The 22,209-nt window shown below is 42.4% G+C and carries 19 protein-coding genes and 1 tRNA gene; 11 read left to right on the forward strand and 9 right to left on the reverse strand.

Features of this window, described 5'->3' with window-relative positions:
• From L976_RS02875 to L976_RS02895, 5 genes are all read left to right on the forward strand, one after another.
• A partial coding sequence (locus L976_RS02875) for a FlgT C-terminal domain-containing protein (RefSeq protein WP_331377319.1) occupies positions 1-383 on the forward strand: 383 nt, incomplete at its 5' end.
• A 55-nt stretch (positions 384-438) separates the two neighbouring features.
• Positions 439-514 (forward strand) — tRNA-Arg (locus tag L976_RS02880).
• 47 nt (positions 515-561) lie between these two features.
• Positions 562-1,887, forward strand: a complete 1,326-nt coding sequence (locus L976_RS02885) for a motility associated factor glycosyltransferase family protein (protein ID WP_047533998.1) — start codon at positions 562-564, stop codon at positions 1,885-1,887.
• Positions 1,887-2,156 carry a hypothetical protein gene (locus L976_RS02890; protein WP_047534000.1) on the forward strand — a complete coding sequence of 90 codons (270 nt, stop codon included), beginning with the start codon at positions 1,887-1,889 and terminating at the stop codon, positions 2,154-2,156. The genes L976_RS02885 and L976_RS02890 overlap by 1 nt, the downstream gene beginning before the upstream one ends.
• 67 nt (positions 2,157-2,223) lie before the next feature.
• A complete protein-coding gene (locus L976_RS02895) occupies positions 2,224-3,084 on the forward strand; it encodes an N-acetylneuraminate synthase family protein (protein WP_047534002.1) in 861 nt (286 codons plus the stop codon).
• 57 nt (positions 3,085-3,141) lie between these two features.
• Here the strand turns inward: L976_RS02895 and L976_RS02900 are convergent, their stop codons facing one another.
• Genes L976_RS02900 through L976_RS02920 form a run of 5 tightly spaced genes read right to left on the reverse strand, consistent with a single transcriptional unit; the run spans position 3,142 to position 9,037 of the window.
• Positions 3,142-4,359, reverse strand: a complete 1,218-nt coding sequence (locus L976_RS02900; RefSeq protein ID WP_052183957.1) for an ATP-grasp domain-containing protein — start codon at positions 4,357-4,359, stop codon at positions 3,142-3,144.
• Complete coding sequence (locus L976_RS02905) at positions 4,349-5,104, reverse strand: SDR family NAD(P)-dependent oxidoreductase (protein ID WP_047534004.1); 756 nt, start codon at positions 5,102-5,104, stop codon at positions 4,349-4,351. The genes L976_RS02900 and L976_RS02905 overlap by 11 nt, the downstream gene beginning before the upstream one ends.
• A complete protein-coding gene (locus L976_RS02910; protein WP_047534006.1) occupies positions 5,105-6,883 on the reverse strand; it encodes a 1-deoxy-D-xylulose-5-phosphate synthase in 1,779 nt (592 codons plus the stop codon).
• A 15-nt stretch (positions 6,884-6,898) separates the two neighbouring features.
• Entirely contained in the window at positions 6,899-8,104 is a 1,206-nt protein-coding gene (locus tag L976_RS02915) for a class I SAM-dependent methyltransferase (protein ID WP_047534008.1), read from the reverse strand.
• A gap of 21 nt (positions 8,105-8,125) precedes the next feature.
• A complete protein-coding gene (locus L976_RS02920) occupies positions 8,126-9,037 on the reverse strand; it encodes a class I SAM-dependent methyltransferase (protein ID WP_047534010.1) in 912 nt (303 codons plus the stop codon).
• A 206-nt stretch (positions 9,038-9,243) separates the two neighbouring features.
• Here L976_RS02920 and L976_RS02925 point away from each other — a divergent pair, with 206 nt between their 5' ends.
• Both L976_RS02925 and L976_RS02930 read left to right on the forward strand, forming a co-directional pair.
• Entirely contained in the window at positions 9,244-11,160 is a 1,917-nt protein-coding gene (locus L976_RS02925) for a glycoside hydrolase (RefSeq protein WP_047534012.1), read from the forward strand.
• The gene (locus L976_RS02930) at positions 11,157-12,881 is read left to right on the forward strand and encodes a glycosyltransferase family protein (protein ID WP_047534015.1); all 1,725 of its coding nucleotides are present in this window, start codon (positions 11,157-11,159) and stop codon (positions 12,879-12,881) included. The genes L976_RS02925 and L976_RS02930 overlap by 4 nt, the downstream gene beginning before the upstream one ends.
• Before the next feature lie 15 nt (positions 12,882-12,896).
• Here L976_RS02930 and pseC read toward each other — a convergent pair whose 3' ends face one another.
• Together pseC and pseB are read right to left on the reverse strand one after the other, a co-directional pair.
• Positions 12,897-14,042: a UDP-4-amino-4,6-dideoxy-N-acetyl-beta-L-altrosamine transaminase gene (pseC, locus tag L976_RS02935; protein WP_047534017.1), complete on the reverse strand. Its 1,146-nt coding sequence runs from the start codon at positions 14,040-14,042 to the stop codon at positions 12,897-12,899.
• On the reverse strand, positions 14,039-15,034 hold the full coding sequence (gene pseB, locus L976_RS02940; RefSeq protein ID WP_047534019.1) for a UDP-N-acetylglucosamine 4,6-dehydratase (inverting): 996 nt from the start codon (positions 15,032-15,034) through the stop codon (positions 14,039-14,041). The genes pseC and pseB overlap by 4 nt, the downstream gene beginning before the upstream one ends.
• A gap of 378 nt (positions 15,035-15,412) precedes the next feature.
• Between pseB and L976_RS02945 the strand changes: the two genes are divergently transcribed.
• The 3 genes from L976_RS02945 (at position 15,413) to L976_RS02955 (ending at position 19,270) form a co-directional block, all read left to right on the forward strand.
• Positions 15,413-17,881 (forward strand): motility associated factor glycosyltransferase family protein, encoded by a 2,469-nt coding sequence (locus L976_RS02945; RefSeq protein ID WP_047534020.1) that lies wholly within the window; start codon positions 15,413-15,415, stop codon positions 17,879-17,881.
• Positions 17,882-17,985: 104 nt separating this feature from the next.
• The gene (locus L976_RS02950; protein WP_037420630.1) at positions 17,986-18,465 is read left to right on the forward strand and encodes a DUF2947 domain-containing protein; all 480 of its coding nucleotides are present in this window, start codon (positions 17,986-17,988) and stop codon (positions 18,463-18,465) included.
• A 244-nt stretch (positions 18,466-18,709) separates the two neighbouring features.
• Positions 18,710-19,270 (forward strand): chalcone isomerase family protein, encoded by a 561-nt coding sequence (locus tag L976_RS02955; RefSeq protein ID WP_037424887.1) that lies wholly within the window; start codon positions 18,710-18,712, stop codon positions 19,268-19,270.
• Here L976_RS02955 and L976_RS02960 read toward each other — a convergent pair whose 3' ends face one another.
• Both L976_RS02960 and L976_RS02965 read right to left on the reverse strand, forming a co-directional pair.
• Complete coding sequence (locus L976_RS02960) at positions 19,271-20,206, reverse strand: DUF6268 family outer membrane beta-barrel protein (RefSeq protein WP_047534023.1); 936 nt, start codon at positions 20,204-20,206, stop codon at positions 19,271-19,273.
• Positions 20,207-20,322: 116 nt separating this feature from the next.
• Entirely contained in the window at positions 20,323-20,943 is a 621-nt protein-coding gene (locus L976_RS02965) for a TetR/AcrR family transcriptional regulator (RefSeq protein ID WP_037420637.1), read from the reverse strand.
• Between the two features lie 137 nt (positions 20,944-21,080).
• On the opposite strand from L976_RS02965, the gene L976_RS02970 reads away from it, so the two are divergent.
• Positions 21,081-22,208 (forward strand): efflux RND transporter periplasmic adaptor subunit, encoded by a 1,128-nt coding sequence (locus tag L976_RS02970; protein WP_047534025.1) that lies wholly within the window; start codon positions 21,081-21,083, stop codon positions 22,206-22,208.
• The last annotated feature ends 1 nt before the right edge of the window (position 22,209 follow it).

Here is a 22,209-nt window from a genome sequence, read left to right on the forward strand (position 1 = left end):
AACAAGCCATTGTTGCCCCCAATAGTGATAGATTTTGGCGTTCATCCTACGGCAAAAATATCAGCCAACTGCTGCAAGAAGCGACTCGCGATATTGATAACACGCTCAACTGTAGGCCACTACTTGGGCAAGTAGTCAGTCGTCAAGGAGACCGGATTATTCTCAACCTAGGCCGAAAACATGGCATTCGAGTTGGCGATAAGTTCCAAGTGGTGTTACAACGCAATTTACCGGATAGACTCAATGAAATGCGTGCCATTGCTACCAAAAGCCGAGCAACAGTGCAAATTGAACAAGTGAGTGAAGAAAGTGCAACAGCCATACTCGTTGACCAAAATGCGGTTTACAATGTACAGATAAACGACATCGCGCTTAAGATTTAAGCAACTAAATCATAAGCCTTTTAATCAAAGATAAAACCAGTATAATCACCAGCGTCTCTTCATAGCTCAACAGGATAGAGCAGCCGCCTCCTAAGCGGCCGATCGGGGTTCGAGTCCCTGTGGAGAGACCAGATAGTGATGTCGGTAATATCAACACGAAAGCTTCCGAGGAAACGGAATGACTGAACTATTTGCCACTAATCTGAATATTATCGCTAAACGCTGGCCAATTGTGGCTGCAGCGATAAAAAGCCAATCAATTGACCATCTTGATGCGCACTTAGTTCAAGGCCAAAACCAAACTATCAGTGTTAATGGTATTCAGCTCAGCAGTCGCCATGACCGCATCGCTGAAGCACAGCTGTTTATTAGTACCCTTCCCTCAAATGTTCACCAAGTCACGGTTTATGGCGTGGGTATGGGTGATGTGCCGAGTCTATTAACGGATAATCCGCAATATCAAAAAATCGAAATTTGCATTTTAAACTTAGCCGTATTCGCATTACTGCTTTGTTACACCGATCAGCGGGAATGGCTAAGTCATCCCAATGTGGTATTAAATGCGATGCCCAGTGCCACGCTGCAATTTCCGAATGTTGCCATTACCCCAGATCTTAATCTCGTCAGTGATGACAATGCCACACTGAGGGATCTCTTGGTGATGGAGCTTAATCGTGATTTCACCAATCGACACCATCAAATTGATGATCCTGAGATCCTTAAGCGCTTTGCCGATAATCAGGTGTTTATTACTAATGATCCCGATGCTGCCCATTTAACGAAAAGCTACAATCCATACAAAGCAATTGTTATAGGCTCAGGTCCGTCTTTAGAAGAACATTATGCTTATCTTAAGCAGTTGAGTGTAAGCCCATCGAAACCCTTGTTGATTGCTGCGGATACGGCTTTACGTGGCTTACTTCATCATCAGATTAAGCCTGATATTGTCGTCTGTATTGACGGTTTAATATCCTCCTATCATTTGCCTTTGTCAGAAACCCAAGAAATCAATCTTGTGTATTTTCCTCGGGTAGCCTCAGAAGTATTAGCCCATTGGCTAGGGCCAAGATTTGTGGCTTATGGCACGAGTAAAATTTACGACAGCATGGCCCTGCTAAACCCCAAGCTGAGGCTGTTTACAAATGGCAGTGTGATTCACCCAGCAATTGATTTAGCCGTTAAGTTACACGCTAAGGAAATCACACTATTAGGCTGTGACTTTTGTTACTGCAATAATAAAAGTCATGCTTTTTGGAATGATTATCCATTTGAAAGCAAGGACAAATCTGAAAAAATATGGGTTGAAGCTGTGATGCAAAAGGTGAAAGAAGCAAAACATTGGTTGATTAATGGTAAAGGTCAACGAATTGCTACAGATCTAAATCTTCGAGCCTATTTACGACATTTAGAGCGCTATATTGCTAAACATCCACAGGTGAAATTTTACCAAGCCAGTTTATCGGGCGCGAAGATCCGCGGTTCGCAATATAAGGAGCTAATTTAATGTCGTTCAAATCACATAATTCACCAAAACAGTCCCTTGAAGACATGCTTTGCCAAGCGGCTCACTCCTTCCGTTTAGGCAAAGAAGCTCAAGCCTCAGTGGAATTTCGTTTATGCCTCGATTCAATTGAGAAACATCACCCCGAGCTGATGCAATTACTCTCGTTTCAGCAAATGCTGGCGCCAATGCTACAAGCTCAGGAGCAACACGATTGGCTTAATCTTGCTGATTACTTAGAGTATGAGCTCATTGCCCTTGTCAGTCGCTAAAACCCTAATTTAAAGCTTCCCTGTCATTTGCCGTTAATACGTTATCAACACCATTGTGTGAGCCACTATGACTAAACATTCCCCAGTCTTTATCGCCGAAGTTTCTAGTAACCATCATAGAGACTTACAGCGTTGCATAGAATTTATCAAAACAGCCGCTGAAATAGGTTGTGATGCCGTTAAGTTTCAACTGTTTAAAATTGAAGAACTGTTTGCACCTGAGATTCTATCTAAGAGTGAAATGCATCGTAAACGTAAACAATGGGAGTTACCAGTCAGTTTTCTGCCCCAACTCAAGCAATCCTGCGAAGAATACGGTATTCAGTTTTCTTGTACCCCGTTTTATCTCGACGCAGTAGCTGAGCTTGAACCCTTTGTGGATTTCTACAAGATCGCATCCTATGAATTACTTTGGGACGACCTACTCGCGGCCTGCGCGAAAACAGGAAAACCAATTGTGATTTCAGCGGGCATGGCTAATTTTGAGGAAATTGATCATGCGATTAATGTGTTACAAAATGCTGGCTGTCAGGATATTACATTATTACACTGTGTATCAGCCTATCCGACGCCAAAAGCAGATTGTAACTTAGCTGTGCTTGGGCGTTTCCGTGAACGCTACAACATTAAAGTGGGTTGGTCTGATCACTCTGTTTCATCGGCTGTGATTCGCCGCGCCGTTAATCGTTGGTTAGCTGATTGTATTGAGTTCCATATTGACCTAGACAAACAGGGCGCAGAATATGCTGCAGGCCACTGTTGGTTACCAGAACAAATGCAACTTGTCATAAATGAATGCAGAGAAGCGCAACTACTTGATGGCAGACCGGATAAAGTATTAGCGCCCAGTGAAGCACCTGATCGAGATTGGCGTGCAGATCCAATAGATGGGTTACGACCATTAAAGCATATTCGCTCACATTTTTAGAAATGTTGTAGTATCGAATAACACTGGATATGAAATCCTGTGTTATTCATCACATGGTTAACAAACTTCAAATACAATCGTTTTGTAAACCCAAGCTATTCGCATCTCTAACTCTTCAAAAGAATCTGCAATTACAATAAATACACCAGCCCTATCCGAATGACTGCAAATTGGTCTTATTATTTCATCAAAATTGACAAAAAACTCTAACTTTTTGACGAAGTTCTGAGATTTAACTTGTTCAATCCCGTGAATAGCGACCAGTTGACCTTCCTTAGGGAAAAAGTAACGGTTGGCAACAAATTGGTTTTGCTTTGGTACTAATGTATCAAAATTAGGCGGTATATCTAACGCAATTTCTAGCGCTGTTTGAACATAGTTCACGCCTAAACCTAACGGAACAAGACTTTCTGAAAAATCACCTCCGCTTAATCTAGTAGCGACTTCAATAACTTTTGGCCCCGAAGAGGTATAAACAATATCTCCTTTTATCACACCACTTCTAATTTCTAATGCTTTGGCAACATCACCAATTAATCGCTCAATCTCACTTCGCTGCTGTTGCGATAAACGACTCGGTTGCCAACCACCATTTTCAATAATATATGGAGCAAAAACATCCAACATTTCATAATTACGGTCAACAAATCCAATAGTATGTCCTTTCCCTTGATAAAATAAGGTTTCAGTACTGATCTGTGGACCTTCTAGATATTCTTCAATGATGAGCTGACCACTAAATGACTCTTGAAGAGAACATCGGTATAAAGTTTCTAAATCAACCCCCTCCTTTAACAAGAACACACCTCTGGCTCCGGAGCGATCAACTGGTTTAAGAACGAGTGGAAACCCTCGTTCGACAACTAACTCACACAGATGCTCAAAGCTATCCACTGCAGAAAACCAAGGAATCGCAATACCCTTTTCAGCAAAACATTCCTTCATCAATAGTTTATTGGTTGCAATCTTGGCAGCCTTTAGCGGAATACAAGGAACAGACAGATATTCTGCAAGAGCGGAAACATATTGCGAAATATCACTTCCCATTACAGCAACACCATGCACAGGGATATTTAACTCATCGACAAATGCTTTTAGTGCAGGTAAATCCCTTGTACTAACGACGGCATATTGATCAGCCATTAAAAAGCCTGGGGACTTAGGGTTACCATCAACAACGATAACATGATGCCCCATCGCCTTTGCCGTTTTGATTGCAAAGATTTGATCTGAGCTAGCGCCTAAAAGCAATAGATTCTTGGCTTTAGTTATCAAGAATTGCTCCTCCACTCACTGCCAGTATTTGCCCTGTCATATACTGTTGCTCATCCGAGGCCAAAAATACACAAGCATCTGAAATATCTTCAATTCTTCCGGCTCTTTTTAGCAAAGTCATATCTATGACCTTAACTCCTGCAGGCGAATCAATTTCATCAGCGGTCTGATCAGTACGAATTAGTCCAGGAGCAACAGCATTAACAAGAATATTGTGTTCTGCTCCATAACGAGCAAGTATTTTAGTTAAACTATTTAAACCTGCCTTTGATACAGCATAATGCACTGTCTTAGGACCATGATACTGGCCTGCTACAGAGGATATGTTGATAATCCGGCCACCACCAGCGGCTTTCATTAGTGGAAAAATCTCTTGGCAACACATAAAAGGACCTTTTAGATTAGTACCCATTATCATATCCCAAGCTTCATCCGTTATTTCATCAAACCAACCTCTTTGATTAATGCCAGCATTATTTACCAAAATATCGATACGACCAAATTCAAGTTGTGATTTCTGTATTAGATATTGAATCTCATCACGCTTTGTAATATCTGCACGAATAGCGATAACTTTACATCCAAAGTTTTTAAGCTTATTAACAACGTTCGTTGCAGCTTCACTATTGGTATTATAATTAATGATGACGTCAGCACCTTCTTTCGCAAACGCTTCCGCAATACCAGCACCGATTCCTCTTGAAGCGCCCGTGATAAGTGCTACTTTTCCTGTGAGTCTGCCCACTCATTTATCCTCTTGATATTCTGTCCAACGCTGCTGGATTTGCATAATTATTTGTTGAGCAGTTATACCCGCTTCATCACTACATTCTTGCTTACTTCCAGGGCGAATAAAACGATCAATAATGCCACTTCTAAAGACTCGGAAATTGACATCAGAATCACTGAAACTTTCAAGTAATAAGGAGCCAAACCCACCCGCTAATATACTCTCTTCGAGAGTGATGATGTCCATACCAGAAACTAATAATTCAAGAATCTCATTTGAAGGAAACGGCTTAATAGTCTGTACACAGATAATACCAAATGTCCTACCCAATTTAGCTAAACGTGATTTTAACTCCCAAGCTTTAGCTAATGTATTTCCAAGACAAATAACAAAGCCATCTTCTCCCATAGCAGCCACAGACAGGCCGCGCTGAAGGACTCCAGACAGCGGCTCAGGTATAATTAAAGGCTCATAAGGATGTAAAATAACCATAGGTCCCATTGGGTTCTCTAATCGTTTTTCTAACAACCTTTGAGCTTCTGCACTATTTATAGGATATTCCAGTTGCATATTCGGGAATGATTTTAAGTATGGAATATCATACACTCCATGATGAGTGGAACCATCATAACCAGCAAAGCCAGCCCTAACACCTAACACTGTAATAGGTAAATTCATATAACAAGCATCGTGTAATAACTGGTCAAATGCTCTTTGCATAAAAGTGGTTTGCATACATACCACGGGTTTTAACCCTTCCAGAGCCATACCACAAGCCATTCCAACAGCGTGTTGCTCTGCCATTCCAACATCAATTACGCGATCAGGAAACTGCATAGACAAATAATCTAAAGACGATGCATAAGGTGTGGCAGGTGTAATAACATTAATTTTAGTATCTAATGTCATTAATTCTGCTAATTTTTCGGCCAAAACCACAGCAAAAGTCTTACCCGAAATGGTTGGTGATGCCCCCAGTCCAGATACTGCATCGAAAGGCATTGAAAAATGCATTTTATAAGGATGAGTTGCAGCACAGGCTAAACCTTTACCTTTCTCGGTTTTAACATGTACAACTGTTGGCTGACCTAGTGACTTGGCATGATTAAGCGCAAAAACAACATCTTCTGAACAATGACCATTTTGAACGCCAATATAGTTGTAACCTAGACTTTCAAAAAAATGTTGAGATTTCTTATGCCAATCAACACCAGTGGTAAGCTGCCTTAATCCGCCAATTGATGGTGCGATAGCCATCTCATTATCATTTACAACTATCACAAGTTTAGAGTTCTTATCTACGCTACCAAAGTTGAGAGCTTCAAATGCCATGCCTTCAACCAAAGAACCGTCACCAATAATGACAACTGTATAATGATCTGTTTTTTTAGTTTTTAATGCCGCAGCAATACCTGTTGCTAATGATATTGAGGTTCCAGCATGCGAGGCATCAATGATATCGTGCTCGCTTTCCTCTCTTGCAATAAAACGACTCATTCCCTTATAGGTATTTAAAGATTCGAACTTTTTTCTCCGACCAGTAATCAATTTATGAGTATACCCTTGATGACCAGTATCAAAAATAATTTTGTCAACAGGCGAGTCAAATACATAATGGATTGCAATAGTCAACTCAATGACGGACAGATTTGCTCCAATATGTCCTCCAGTAGTGGAAATCTTGTCAATTAAAAAACGGCGGATTTTATCTGCTTCTAAATCAAGAGCCTTAATTGGTAAATTTTTAAGCTCAATAGTCGAGTTTATAAATTTAAGTTCATCATTAACTAGCATAAAAAATCCTTAAATTTAACGAATAGGTTTTATACAAACCAAAACAGTATTAGTACCATAAGGATCTGCATCATCATGTATAATGCCAGCCTTAATACCAATTACCTTAATAACGTGAAAATACTGCCCCGTCAATTTAAGGAGATAATCTAAATTATACTCAACTAAGTGACAGGAATTAACTGGAATATGACCATAACTATTTTGTGGTGTACTGAGAATTAACATACCACCAGGCTTGATGATACGTAGCAACTCTTTGAGACAAGCGTCTTCTGGTACATGTTCCAATGTTTCAAAACATGTAACACCATCATAACTATTATCATCAAATGACATATTAGTTATATCTTCAACAAAAAATTCTACGTTTTGTTGAGATGAATTCTGCCTAGCAAAATTGACACTTTCCGCATCTAAATCAGCTCCATGTACCAAGGATACTGAAGATGACATCATGCGAACACCATAGCCATCAGCACAAGCAATATCCAAAACCCTCATGTTCTTTTTAAGATATTTAAGTGCTATTTGATAGTGATAACCTAGTCTATCGCCACTAGCAATCCGATGGCTATTAACTTCTTGGCGTGGGATCTCATAGATAGGTTGCGCCAATTGCCTACATTCATTTAAATACTCATCAGAATATTGAGGCAAGACTTTCAAGTGTTCAAACTTATAATCATAACGATTCAGTTCAAAATACGTTTTAGGATGAACATGAAATTTAGCCAACTCAGGAGTAGTGAGAAGATTCGCAAGCTCACGAAGAGCTCCGACTCGAAAAATCTCAGAACTAAAATGAACAGGAAAATCAGCTGGTAACTTAATGCAATCGAGATTTTTTTGTTGTGCAATGGTTAACATTTGTTGGCTAAGATTAAAATCAAAACAGAAATGGATTCCGTCCACACGAACAATGTAATCATCATCTGTTAGCTCAATTGATGCTGCTATCATACGTTTAAGTGGGCTTTCATCAAATCCGTAAAATGCCTTCAAACGTTTATCAGCAATAATTTCCACAACCTTATTTAACTCACCATCACGATCAAATTCTGGAGCAACTAGGCATAATTGAGCATCAGGGAATGCGGCTAATGCATGTCTAATTGTTCTAACAACGGCGATTTCACCATTCACTAGCCCCATGCAAATATCCCGTCCTCCAGCCCATGAACGAGAGCTTGCTTGGATCAATATTTTAACATTACTCATAGATATCCCTAATTATTTTCTCTAGATTTTCTTTGCAAACAGAACGACTTCACGTCCCATCCCTACAGAAGCAAGTGCCTGATAAAACTTTCGCTTAACCTGATTATTACCAGAGCGTAATAGTTGAGTATCAAATCTCATCCGCTTTTTATGGCAAGCACGTCCAAGCTGAGGGGAATCAACATAATTATCCCCCATCAGTAAAAACATATCGATGGGAAAAGTCGTCTCCTGCAGCACAACCTCAAACCCTTGAGAGATCAGCAACTTGCCCAAGGTCTCAAAGCTAAAATAATTAAGATGATGCGGTGGAGCGACCCACCAAGGACTATATCCCTCATACGTTCGCAGCGCTTCTTGAAAAGGATTGTAGTCATTTGGAACAACAACACACAATATACCACCTTGTACCAGAGACTCTCTAAAAAGTGATACCATTTCCATTGGATTAGGGATGTGCTCAAGAACGGCATTTGCATGAATTGCATCAAATTTCCCTAGAGAAATCGCGGTCTTATGATTAAAGAAATTCTCAACGACTTCAACCCCTAGACCTCTTGCGTGTTCACAGGCTTGAGCAGATGGTTCAACCCCCATCGATTTCCAACCCCGCTTCTGACCATAACTCACAAAATATCCAGGACCAGAACCTACATCTAATATGCGTCGCGCCGTAGCAGGCAAATACTCTTCAAAAGTATCATAACGGTCGGAATACACTGCGTTCCACCAATTTTTATCCTCTTCTGTTTCTTGGAGAAATAGAGGTTTATCTAGAGTGTAGTATTCATGCCGATAGATTTTTTCAAGCTCAGCTAACGTTGGCAGAGGATGGATGTGTTTAAATCCACACATTTGACATTCAATCACTTGGAACCCATTGCTCTCGTCAACGAGATATCCCATATGTTGTTCAGATGTTTTTTGATGCATCTCGGTTCCTCAGATAGATAATGTCAGTAAGTTGGCGTTTCAAAGAATAGCAAATTTTAAGCCAATTAATATGACGTTGTAACAACCTACTGATAACTGCTAAGATTTTAGCCGTGGGTCAGTAACTTGTGATACATCTACTGCATTTGTAATTTTTGAACTTAACTATCTCATTTAGCCATTTAATAACTAAGGTGTATGCGAAAATGCCTAAGGTTCAACCCGTCGCACTATATACAGTGTTCCATTTAAACTTGGCCTTTTCCTCCATTGAAAATGAACAACATGCCGAAGTCATTCGCAAATGCTATTGGCCACTCCTACAGATAGCGCAAAAAGGTATTCCTGTTGGAATTGAAATGACGGCCTATACCTTAGAAGCAGTTCAACAGGTTGACCCTCTGTGGGTACAGGAATTCAAACTATTGCTCCAACAAGGAATGTGCGAACTTATCGCCAGCGGTGATAGCCAAATTATTGGGCCTTTGGTTCCTGCAAAAGTCAATCAGGCTAACCTCCGTCTCGGTCAGGATACCTATCACAGCTTGCTTGGGGTGCATCCTCAAATTGCTTATATCAATGAGCAAGCCGTTTCAGCAGGGCTCTTAGATGTTTATATCGACCAAGGTTTTGAAGCTGTAGTGGTGGAATGGGATAATCCCTACTCCCATAATCCAAACTGGTCCAACACACTGTTAGACAGGCCACAGAGTTTACAAGCCGCAAGTGGTAGAACAATTAAGGTGATTTGGAACCACGCAATCGCTTTTCAAAAGTTCCAGCGTTATGTTCATGGTGAATTAACACTCGAAGATTATCTGCACTATCTCGTTAAAATCTTCAAACCTGGCATGCTGGCCTTTCCTGTTTATGGCAGTGATGCCGAAGTGTTCGACTTTCGTCCCCGGCGCTATCAAACTGAGACGGATCACGTTGAAGGAGAATGGCAGCGGATTACCACCCTTTTTAACACTCTTGCAGAGATGGATAACTATTGTTGGCAATTGCCTCAACACATTCTTAAGTTTTGGCAAGAATCAAATGCGGTCGAAATCACCAATGCAGAGCATCCGGTTTCAGTCAAAAAACAAGCTAAATATAATGTTAGCCGCTGGGGATTAAGTGGTCGTAATGACCTCCTACTCAACAGTCTATGCTATCAACGATTCACCATACTCGCACATAATCCACATGCAACAGAGCAAGACTGGCGAAACTTATGCCGTATGTGGGCAAGCGATCTGCGTACCCATCTCACCGCAAAACGCTATCAGCAACTTAACTTGGTTGCTAATCCTGCTAATGCGCCAGTATTTGCGCCTTGGGAAGCACAAGAAGATATTCGGATTGAGTACGATACACAAAGACGTCGTTTGCATATTCGTACCCCTAAGGTACACCTCAGCCTAAATGGTAACCGAGGATTGGCTATTGATAAATTAGCCTTTAAGTCCCACGACTTTGAACCTGTCCTCGGTACCTTATCCCATGGTTACTTCGACCATATTAGTTATGGTGCTGATTTCTACTCGAATCATTTGTTGATGGAACGATTTCGTGCACGTGATCGTGTCACCGATCTCAATCGAGTAAATTATGAATTGGGCTGCGCAGAGGGCAATTTAGTGATTTATTGCCGTCAATCATTAAAAAGTGGCGCCATCATTAAATGGTACCGTATCGAGCATGAATCTTTACACACTGGCCTTTTTTTTGAGGACAAGCAGCGCCCTGAAGCCTCAATCCGACTCAGTTATCTGACCTTACTCGGCTGTGATAATAGAGCTTGGTACCAGACCAATCTCGGTGGTGTTCAGGAAGAGTTTTTTCAAATACAAGAGGATATGGACCAAGGTTCTCCTGTATCTTCAATTGTTTCGGCAAATAGCGCCATTGGTGCTACTGCTGGCCAAATTCGGTTTGGCAGCGGCCAATGTGGCGTGCGATTAACTTGGGATCCCGCCAATTGTGCTGCACTCCCCATGATTTCGAGTAAAAAAATAGATGATAAATACCTTAATCGATTATGGTTTTCGTTAGCAGAAGCCGATGAGACACTCAAGGAAGGTGGCAATTTACTCGATTTCAATCTCTGCATTACCCCTGAGAGTATTAATCTATGACCAAAATACTCGCCATCATTGGCGCACGCCTTAACTCTAGTCGCTTAGCTGGTAAACATTTGCTACCACTTGCTTGTGATGCCGCAGGTAATACTCTTCCTATTATTGGCCATATTTTAAGGCGCCTAAAGACGTGTAGCACAATTAGTGCAATAGAACTTGCCACAACTGCAGATGAGTTCAACCAACCCCTAATCAATTGGGCACAAGAAAACCAGCTAGCCTGTGTCCCCTTTGAAGGTGATGTTAATGATCTGATGGGCAGGCTTGATAGGATCATCCAGCGACAACAGCCTGATTATATCGTGTATATCTGTGGTGATTGCCCACTTATAGACCCCAATTTTATCGATCACGCTCTGCGAGCCCTGAAAGCCTCAGATAAAGACACTATCACACTCAAAGAAGGGATCATTTCACTCCATGAAGGGATGGGGTTTTATACTAAAGCTGGCTGGAATAGGTTGATGGCCGTTAGTGATTGTGTAATGTCACGGGAGCATGTGGGATATGGTGATAAATTAAGACCTGTATTAACAAAACTATATATCGATGACAGCGGTAATTATGGAAAAATTACCCATCGTATTTCAGTAGATACCCATGCTGACTATCGCTTTATGGTTGAAGTCTATCGCCGATGGTATGTAAATAATCCAACGGAAACAGTTGTCAGTTTAGAGTGGGTACAAGAAGAGTTACTAAAAGATTCTGCTCTGTTCGCCATAAATGCCCATGTACAACAAAAAGCTGCTAACAAAAACTATGCTAAGGCTAGTATCTATTGTCATCTGGGGCCTCAAATAGGTTTAGGACATTTCAAGCGCTCAGAATTAATTGCCAATGCATTGCAGGAGCATTTAAGCCTAGGAGTAAATATTCACGCTTATAGCGAAGCTGGGCAACGATTAGACTCAAGCTCAAAAGTAGTGTGGCATGAGGATGAGCAAGCATTGCTCAGCGCATTAACCGAAGACCAAAATCCATTAGTACTACTTGATTTTCATCCTAACTTTATCGACTTAGAATCATTTGCCAATAGGCTAGCAGGGTTAGCTAAGCACGGTGCAAAGCGGATTGGCATCGATAAAATGGCACCATTACTGGATGAACTGGATTGGCTATTTATTCCAAGCTTCAATTGTCCAGCCCATCATCCAAAAATATCCGCTGGCTGGAAAAATTATCTCTTTAGCACAATTCCACAAGCGGCTAAGCAAGCACAAATTCTAGTTCTCACGGGGGGTAGCGATGCGTTGGGCTATGGCCGAGAACTCCCAACGATACTGGACTCCATTGGTACTGATTGGCCCATTTTATGGATTCAAGGCCCACTGGCCCCAGCTCCCCAACTGCCCCCCAATTCAGCCATAGTGGTTCAACAAAATCCTGACAACCTTAAAGAGATAATCGCTCAATCAGAGATCATTTTAAGCTGTTATGGCTTATCGCTATTTGAGTCCATTTATGGGAAAGCAGCAACCCTACTTCTTCCCCCCCAACATCTCTGTGATGAAGCCGAACTCATCGCCCTCAATCAAGAGCGCTGTTGTCTAGTGAGCTATTCATTGGAAGAAGCAAAGATGATGTTACAACAACTGCTTACAGAGCCCGAACAAAGAAGGTCTCTCCAGAACCAAGCAACAAGAGTCTTTGAATCACACTTGGGAATACAAGCGCTTATAGATGATATCCGCCACTTATTGGGAGCGGTAAACTAACACTATTGAATTTTCTTACAGTACAGCTAACAAGGTGTTAATAACGCAGGCTTGTTCCTTATCAGTCATCAAAGGATAGAGTGGCAAGGTCAATATCTGTTGATAAAATGCCTCTGCTTGTGGGAAATCACCTTCTTTAAATCCTTGTTTTAAATAGTAAGGTTGAAGATGTACGGGGAAATAATGCACATGCACTTGTACATTTGCAGCTCTCATATCGTTGAATAGCTGCTTTCTTCTTGATGCGTCATTTAGGCGGATAATTTGTAAATGTCTAGCACTTTGAGTATTTGACAAAGGCTCAACCCAGCAAAAGGGTAATCCAATGAGTTCTTTACGATATATAGCGGCTAGTTCATTGCGTTTCAACACAAAAGCACTAAGTCTGCTGATTTGCGACAAACCAAGCGCTGCCTGCAACTCAGTCATCCTATAGTTAAATCCCAAGGCGTGTTGTTCGTAATACCAGTCCCCTTCATCAGGTCTTAACATTTTATCGGGGGCTTTAGTGATACCGTGGCTGCGGTAAAGGGCCATTTTTTCAGCTAATTCTGAGCTGTTTGTCATGGCCATACCGCCTTCGGCGCTGGTGATAATTTTGACGGGGTGAAAGCTAAAAACGGTAATATCAGAGTATTGGCAGCTACCCAAAGGGTATCCATGATAGCTCCCGCCAATCCCATGCGAGGCATCTTCAATGATGTTAAAGCTATATTGTTCAGCAAGAGCAGCGATCGCTGCCATATCACAACTATGACCACATAAATGTACAGGGATAACAACCTTAGGGAGCTTCCCTATCCGAGCAGCTTGTTCTAATTTCATTGCCAATGCATTTGGACAAAGATTACCCGTTAGAGGATCCACATCGACAAAATCAATCTCAGCTCCGCAGTAAAGCGCGCAGTTTGCCGAGGCGACAAAGGTAATTGGAGAAGTCCATACTATATCGTTTGGCCCAACCCCAAGAGCGAGACATGCAATATGTAAGGCAGAAGTCGCACTATTTACTGCTACGCCATAGCGAGCTGAACAATAGGAAGCAACTGCTGACTCAAATGCAGGAAGCTTAGGCCCTTGAGTCAAATAATCAGAATTAAGCACTTCAATCACAGCATCAACATCAGCCTGATTGATGTCTTGTCGGCCATAGGGGATCATGCAACGGTATCCAGTTTAAGAATTTCAGCCTGTGTTAAAAAATGTGGATTAGTGCCAGAATTATATTCAAATCCCATCGGCACAGCCTGCCCCTTCTCTCCTAAAGCATTGGTACAAAAGTCTGTTTCACGCCCAAAAAAACGAATACTTGGCGTGATGACAAAGTGATCATCAAATTCGATCGTGTGATGTGAGTCATCCCCTGGACACATGACCTCATGCATTTTTTCCCCGGGACGAATACCTACAATCTGCTGCTCCAAACTCGGCCCATAGGCTGCAGCAAGATCAGTAATGCGTATGGAAGGTATTTTAGGTACGAAGATCTCCCCGCCCTGCATACGGGAGAAGTTTTTTAAAACAAAATCAACACCATCCTGAAGAGTAATCCAAAAACGTGTCATATCGGGATGGGTAATGGGCAGCGAAGTCGCGCCATTGGCAATGAGTTGTTTAAAGAAAGGCACGACTGAGCCACGTGACCCCACAACATTACCATAGCGAACAGCAGCAAATCGGGTTTTGCCATCTCCAACCACGTTATTGGCGGCAACAAACAGCTTATCGGAGGCCAACTTAGTCGCACCATATAGGTTAATAGGACTCGCGGCTTTGTCTGTTGAGAGGGCGATAACCTTCTTAACATTATTACTGATGGCGGCCCGGATCACATTTTCGGCCCCATGGATATTGGTTTTTATGCATTCCATCGGGTTGTATTCGGCAGCGGGAACCTGTTTAAGTGCTGCGGCATGGATAACAAAATCCACATCTTTAAAGGCTTGCTTTAGGCGATCACCATCACGCACATCACCGATAAAATAACGCATACATGGCGCGTTAAACACTTGCTGCATCTCATACTGCTTTAATTCATCTCGAGAAAAAATGATCAATCGCTTCGGTTTATACCGTTCGAGAATGGTTTTGGTGTATTTTTGTCCAAATGACCCCGTGCCACCCGTAATCAAAATTGTTTTATTATCAAACATAGAGTTCCCCACTCACGATTTAAACCTTCGATTAGCTACTTGTGACAACGATGAGCCATTTCGTCAACTCTCCAACTCCTACAAGATCCACGCCAAAAATCCTCGTCGGAATAAAATGATCTGAAATGTTATACATACAAGCCACTTCATTATAGGCAAATATCGATAAAATATAAATTTTTTATATACTTATTGCTAGATGCCTAGCAAACAAATGCTTTACAGCTCAAGCAAGGTACCAGCCTATTAGTGTCAATTTTTTGCTGGAACATATTTTGCAAAGTCCTAGTAACACTTGCTCAGACAATGAATGAAGTGACATTATGCTGGCGTATCATCCGTGTAATCGCTCAGTTGTTCGCTCTACTCGAGGAAAACATGCAACTACAAGCCCACATTTTGAATAACTTTGCGATCAGTCGCTTTAACGAATACTACTTGCCTAGTATTAACCGCCACACCTTTGAGGGGATTGACTCTAAAACCTTATATAATCGTCGCTTCAGACAATCGTTTTCTCAACAAGATAAGCTGCATATTGTGGTTGGAATGGATTCAGGGCTGCTAGCCAATTACGTGTTGGAGCAGGATCTCCCCCTCGGTGCTAAATTTCTTTTTGTTGAATTAGATGAAGTTATGCCCTTATTGGTTATCGATATCCCCGCAGACAAACAATCTGCAATCAGCATTGTTAATGAAGCCAGTTTTATTGAGTTAATGGAACATGATGAATTTAAAATCTATCTCATCAAAGACGAATACGAAATTCATCAATCCTTAGGCGTTGCATCCCAGCACTTAGATGCCTATATTGCCTTATTCAATCGCATTGAGACCAAGATTCAGGATGATTATTTCACCCATAGGATCGGTTTTACCCAAAAAATCTTTTTTCAAACCCAGCTTAAAAATATCGCCGATAATCAAGTACCAGCCCAAATACTACGGAATACATTTAGCGGGAAAACCTGCTTAATCATCGCAGGTGGCCCTTCCCTTGACGAACATATCAATTGGATAAAACATAATAACGACAATTTATTTATTATCGCCGTCTCACGCATCGCAGGAAAACTAGCCGATAATGGCATATCCGTAGACATTATTACTTGTGTCGACCCTCAGGATTTTAGTTTCGACGTAAGCCGTGACATGTTTAAATTAAGCCACAAAACCTTGCTGGTAAATTCCTATCACGTAAGTCATAAAGTCCTTTCCCAATGGAATGGCCCTAAAGCCTATTTGGGTCAACGCTATCCTTGGAGTGGCAAGCATGATCATGACAATATCATCACCGTCGGCCCAACGGTCACCAACAGCTCAATACGCCTTGCTATCGAAATGGGCTTTACTACCCTATTGCTAAGTGGCGTCGATTATTGCTATTCAAAATCCGGTTATAGCCATGCAAAAGGAACGGTTGAAGCCAGCATTGGTCCAAGTTTAGGCTGTAATAATAAATGGGTAGAAACCTACGCAGGACTGCCAGCAGAAACCCCAATTCAGCTTATTCATGCAATGGAGTCTCTCGCTGAAGAAGCCAAGACCTATCCCGAAATTAGCTTTATTAATCTATCAATTAATGCAGCTAAAATTGAGGGTATTGTTCACGAGCCAACAACGGCAATAGTGCTTTCATCATTTACGGATAAATCCGTCATTGAAGTGATCAACGAGGCAACGCCCAATACTGAGGATGACTTAAACTCCGCAATACAAGAGTGCAGTAAAGCCATTAGCCAATTAGAAACATTAAGGCAGCTAACTAAAAAAGCACTTACGCTTGCCAAAACACTGAATGAGGATCCGCAGGATTCCTGCTTAACGTTGGATAAAATCAACAAAATAGAAGAAGAGATTAATCTTCACTACGCCACACTGTCTCGGTTGATTAAAACCTACGGTTATTATGAGTTCTCACATTTTCTCACTTCAAGAAATACCGATAGTTGGACACAATCCCATATCAATGAAATGACGCTAAACTATTATGAAGCCTTCAATACAATATGCCATGATATTTTGGAACTCACTAAAAAATCCTATGATAATCTTAAATTTCGACAACTCGAATTAAATTCCACCTCATTAACGCTGCTTGCACCTATTTGGTTAAAAAAAAACCAATCAGGCCGTATTTATATTTGGAATAAATACCATAAACATCCCACATTATCTGAATCCGATCAGGTGATATGGAATGAATTAACAGAACAATTTTCTCAGGATATTACCCTAGTAAGCCCAGTCTATGTTGAGGCATTAAATAAAGCGTCTACTGCGGAAAATATCTACACAAAAATCATGACGCTTTACGCAATGAGAAACAATCAAGGTCTATCGATAACAGTAGAAAATCTACTGCCATTTGTCGATGGCAATCCAGAATTGCAAAGGCTGTATCACTTGGCTCTCGCGTTACAACTCAGCCTAGAGCAACAACATCAGCAAGCCTTAGATGCACTATTAGCATTACCCGAAGATCTCTATACAGAAATGGAGTTAAAACACATTATTCTGCTTGCGCTAAAATTGAGCAAACTTGAGCTGGCCGAGTCAACCCTTGTCAAAATTTTGGCCTATAGCGACGAGTATATGCCACAGTATGCGCATATCCTTAAGCTACGCGGAAAAATCCAAGAGTCAGTCAACGTCTATCTAGACTACTTAGAAAAATATCCTTCAGATACGCAGACTTGGATAAAACTTGGCTTATTCATGGTTGAACTTGGCCAAGCTGAAGGCGCACACACTGCGTTTACCAATGCCCTCAATGTCGATCCGAGTAATCAGGTAGCACAACATTATGTGGCAGAACTCACCCGAATCATGACTGAAGCACAATAAGCCAGTTGCCGAGTGATAATAACTCCACTCGGCGATTTTATTATTCATGCTTAGCATCTTATAATGAGCCCGTTTCAATCTTGCCATTTCCTAGGAGATATTGCTTGGCTCATACCTACATACCTTTAGACACCTATCGCCGTAAGTGGATTTTTAACCACAAAGACTTACCTGTGAGCGATGAGGACAAGACTGTCATTCTGCCGCTAACGGATAAAAGCGCCATGCTGGTGTGGAATCAGTGGATTAGCAATAAAAGTAGCCGCGCCGAACAGTTTACTAAAGGGGATTGGGCCGCCAAAACCAACGCATGGGTCAAAACAGATCATTGGCAGAGTGCGTGGGACAGTGAAGATAACAGTCTACCCGAGATGTTGGCCGAGTTTATTCAGTGGCCAGAGGATACTCAGGTCTATTTTTGCTACGAAAAATATCAAGTGATTGAGACTCGTTGGGATGTGTTTGTCCGCAATTGGAAGTGCTTTCTGTTTTTTGATGATGGCCCAATCCTGATCTCCCCTAAGCAAAAACAAGCGGTGATGTTTGAGCAAAATGGCCAATATAAATTAGGCGTTCGTGGCTGACCCTGTCAGCTAATAAACTAAACAGGTCGAATATTTCTTCACACATATCGCTTTTTTAATGAGCTCGACAAGGGAAAGTCGCCTTGTTTTGCCTAAGTCACCAGCGATAGCTTGCACAGATTAGGCTATCGCTCCTCTTGGGTTTCGATTAGTATCGCTTCGCAATCTACAGATAAATCACCGTTCGAGTCACTCAGATGATTGATACGCTCAACGGCCATAACTAAAAAATATGAGGTGTATAATGAAGTTACTCTCAACCTTAACGCTCACTACTGCTTTGCTTTTTCCACTATTTACCCAAGCTAAAGAAGTGTCAGGTGTTCAAGTCGCCGACAGCATTACGCTCGATGCTCAGGCGCTGCAATTAAATGGCGCCGGTGTCCGCAGCAAATTCTTTATGGATTTGTATGTCGGTAGTCTGTACGTGCCCACTCCCAGCAAAACCACCGCCGAGGTGATCAATGCTCCGATAGCCGCGATTCGCCTTAATATTACGTCTGGAATGATTACGTCTGAGAAAATGCGTGATGCGATAACCGAAGGTTTTGAGCATGCAACCGCCGATAATACGACTGATATTCAGCCACAAATTGATGCGTTTATGGCGCTATTTAAGGATGAAATTAAACAAGGAGACCAATTTACCTTAGTCGCCAACAAAAGCCGTGGTGTGACCGCCTATAAAAATGGCCAAGAACAAGCCACGATTGAAGGTGAAATGTTCCGTCAAGCCTTACTCAAGATTTGGTTAGGTGAAAAACCAGCCCAGACAAGCCTCAAAGAAGCCATGCTGGGCCAGTAATTAAAATCGAAACTCGAGATCCAAGGCCGCTGCGCCTTGGTTATCGAGATCAAGCGCGGCCTCATCGGTCACTTCTAATTCACCGTTAAAGTAATAGCCCGCGTAGAGATTTAACGCGATTGCTGGCGTCACACGCCAACCACCTCGCAGATAGCTCACCCATTCATTGGTTTCGACTACCGTTTCATCATCGGCAATTAAAAATCGCTCCGTGCGGCGCGAATTACCCAAGCCCACGTTCCAAGCGGGATTGAACTGATAACTAAGTTCCAATCCTGCTGGCCCACTAAAGCCCGCTTGGAAAGGATTTGCTAGACGCCAGCGATCATTAATCTGCCAGCTCACGGCAAGGTAAGGCAAAGTACGCACTTCATCTATGTCATTCAAGTAGGCCACACCAAAGCCCAGCATGTTTCCCGATTCAAAGGCATACATGGCCGAGGCAACCACACCATAACTCTGTGCATTACTGGCGGACGCGGTATCGGCATAAGCATATTGGATTTGTGGCGAAAGCATAAATGACCAATGCTTATCCATCCGATAATTAACAGATAGGCTCGCACGGTAGCGATCGATATTTTCCCAGGTTTCACCCGCATCACTAAACAATGCTGCCGTATTATTGGCGCCTGTTAAACGAATATTACGCCAATCGTAGTCAAGTCTGTCGTAGCCAAGTCTCATCCCAACGGACCATTGTTGACTCAAGGGCATAGTCACGCCAGCGTTGAGTAACAGGCTATCCCGCTGCAACTCTGTTTCACCATTGGCAACGTTGGCACTCTGGGTACTAATTTGCGATACGCTGACCTTAAAAGGCTTATATTCTTGGCGAGGCTCTGCTGCGAAAACGGAGTAACTCAACAAAGGAATCAACCCTATGAACACTATGCTGGGGTTAATATTGACTGGTGAATGAAGTGGTTTAGCCACGCCTGCTCCTTGCGTTACTGGTTGAATAATGTATTGCGTATAATACGCGTTACCCAAGACAAAAGTTCATTCTTAATCGAAGAGTGATACAAACTGATACCTTAACGCCACTTTAGTTAAACACAATAAGCTTTTAGGAACATCTCGGCACAACCCCGAATATACTGCTCACGTTCCCCCAATAAACTCTCGGTTTCTAGCCCCAACTCTAACCTGAGCTTCAATTCACCAAACAGCATTAAACATAAACGAACCGCACAGTGATGCGGTTGTGGAAATCGATACAATCCAAGCGCCTCAACCGCCACTAAATATTTTGTCAGCATCGTAAGCATATGCTGTGGGCCCGCCTCAAAAAATAAGCGTGAGACTTCAGGGTGGCTTTCCGATTGCGCCACACAGGCTTTAAAGACGGTAATAGCCTCAGGGCTGACAATCATTTCACCAAATTGCAACGCAAATTCGGTGATAGTAGCTTCGGGTTGGCTTGGATCACTCAGCAAGTCGTCATGTAAATTGTGACCCACGCATTTTGACTCAATCGCTGCCACAAACAGGTCATCTTTACTGCCATAGTGAGAATAAACGGTTTGCTTAGAAACACCCGCCAATTTAGCGACTTCATCCATACTGGTATGGGGAAATCCCTGGCGGCAAAACAAGTCAATGGCCGCCACTAGCACTTGCTGTTTCTTTTGTTCACTGCGGCTCATCGGGATCTCGGTGGACTGAGTCATATCTTCACTCAAGGTAGCAACATAATTAATTCGTATTAGTTAAGCATAAAATAGACTAGACAGTCCAGTTCCGCACAACTAGACTAGCAAGTCTAGTTACATAAAATTAACCTTAAGCTTACAACGGAAGGATTCAAATGGATCAAGCGGCCCGATGTTTTTGGCGTGTATTTTGCGTTTGCGTGATTGCCGTCACCACCTTAACGGCCTGTCAAAAGGAAGTGACAGAGCATGCCAATACTGCGCAATTACAAACCGTGACGACGGCACCGCTGCGCTTGTCGACTAGCTATCAGAGTGAGCAAGTATTCACTGGCACAATCCGTGCGGGCAATACCACGGGCGTCGGATTTGAATTACCGGGTAAGCTCAGTGAGTTAACTGTCGATAGCGGCGCTAAGGTGACTCAGGGGCAAGTATTGGCCAAACTGGATACCCGCTTGCTTGAAGCCGAGCGCCAAGAAATCCAAGCAAGCTTAGCGCAAACCCAAGCCGATGTTGACCTTGCCACCAGCACTCTCAAACGGAATCTAGAACTGAAGAAGTCCGGTTATGTCTCTGAACAATTGCTCGATGAAACTCGAACTCAACTCACCAGCCTAGAGGCGGCTAAACAACGCCTGCTCGCCTCGCAACATGCCAATCAACTCAAACTCGACAAATCACACTTACTCGCCCCCTTTGATGGCATCATCAGTCAGCGCCAACATAATTTGGGGGAAGTCGTTGCAGCGGGTAACCCCGTCTTTATCTTAGTTGGTAGCATCAATACCGAGGCCTATATCGGTGTCCCAGTTGCCATTGCTAACCAATTCACTACCGGACAAGAAGTAAAGGTTAGTGTCCAGAATCAACTATTTATGGCTAAAGTCGCAGGGATCAGTGCCGAGGTCAACCCCATTAGCCGCACGGTACAACTGCGGATTAGCCTACCGGCACAGGCTAAGGTGATAAATGGAGAAATAGCCTATTTACATCAACAACAGACCGTTGAACAAGCAGGCTACTGGGTGCCAATTTCAGCACTGATTGATGGTATTCGAGGACGCTGGAATATCTATGTTACGGCGCAACAAACAGCTGATAGCGCTTCAACTCAAATAGAGCGTCGCGATGTCGATATTCTCTACACCACGCAGGATATGGCTTATATCCAAGGAGCGATTAAAGCCGACGAACAATATGTGACTCAAGGTTTGCATAAATTAGTCGTTGGCCAAGTCGTTGGCCAAGCCGTTTCCACAACAATAGCAACGACGAGGTAAT

This window comes from Shewanella sp. ZOR0012 (assembly GCF_000798835.1).
Classification (GTDB): Bacteria; Pseudomonadota; Gammaproteobacteria; order Enterobacterales; family Shewanellaceae; genus Shewanella; species Shewanella xiamenensis.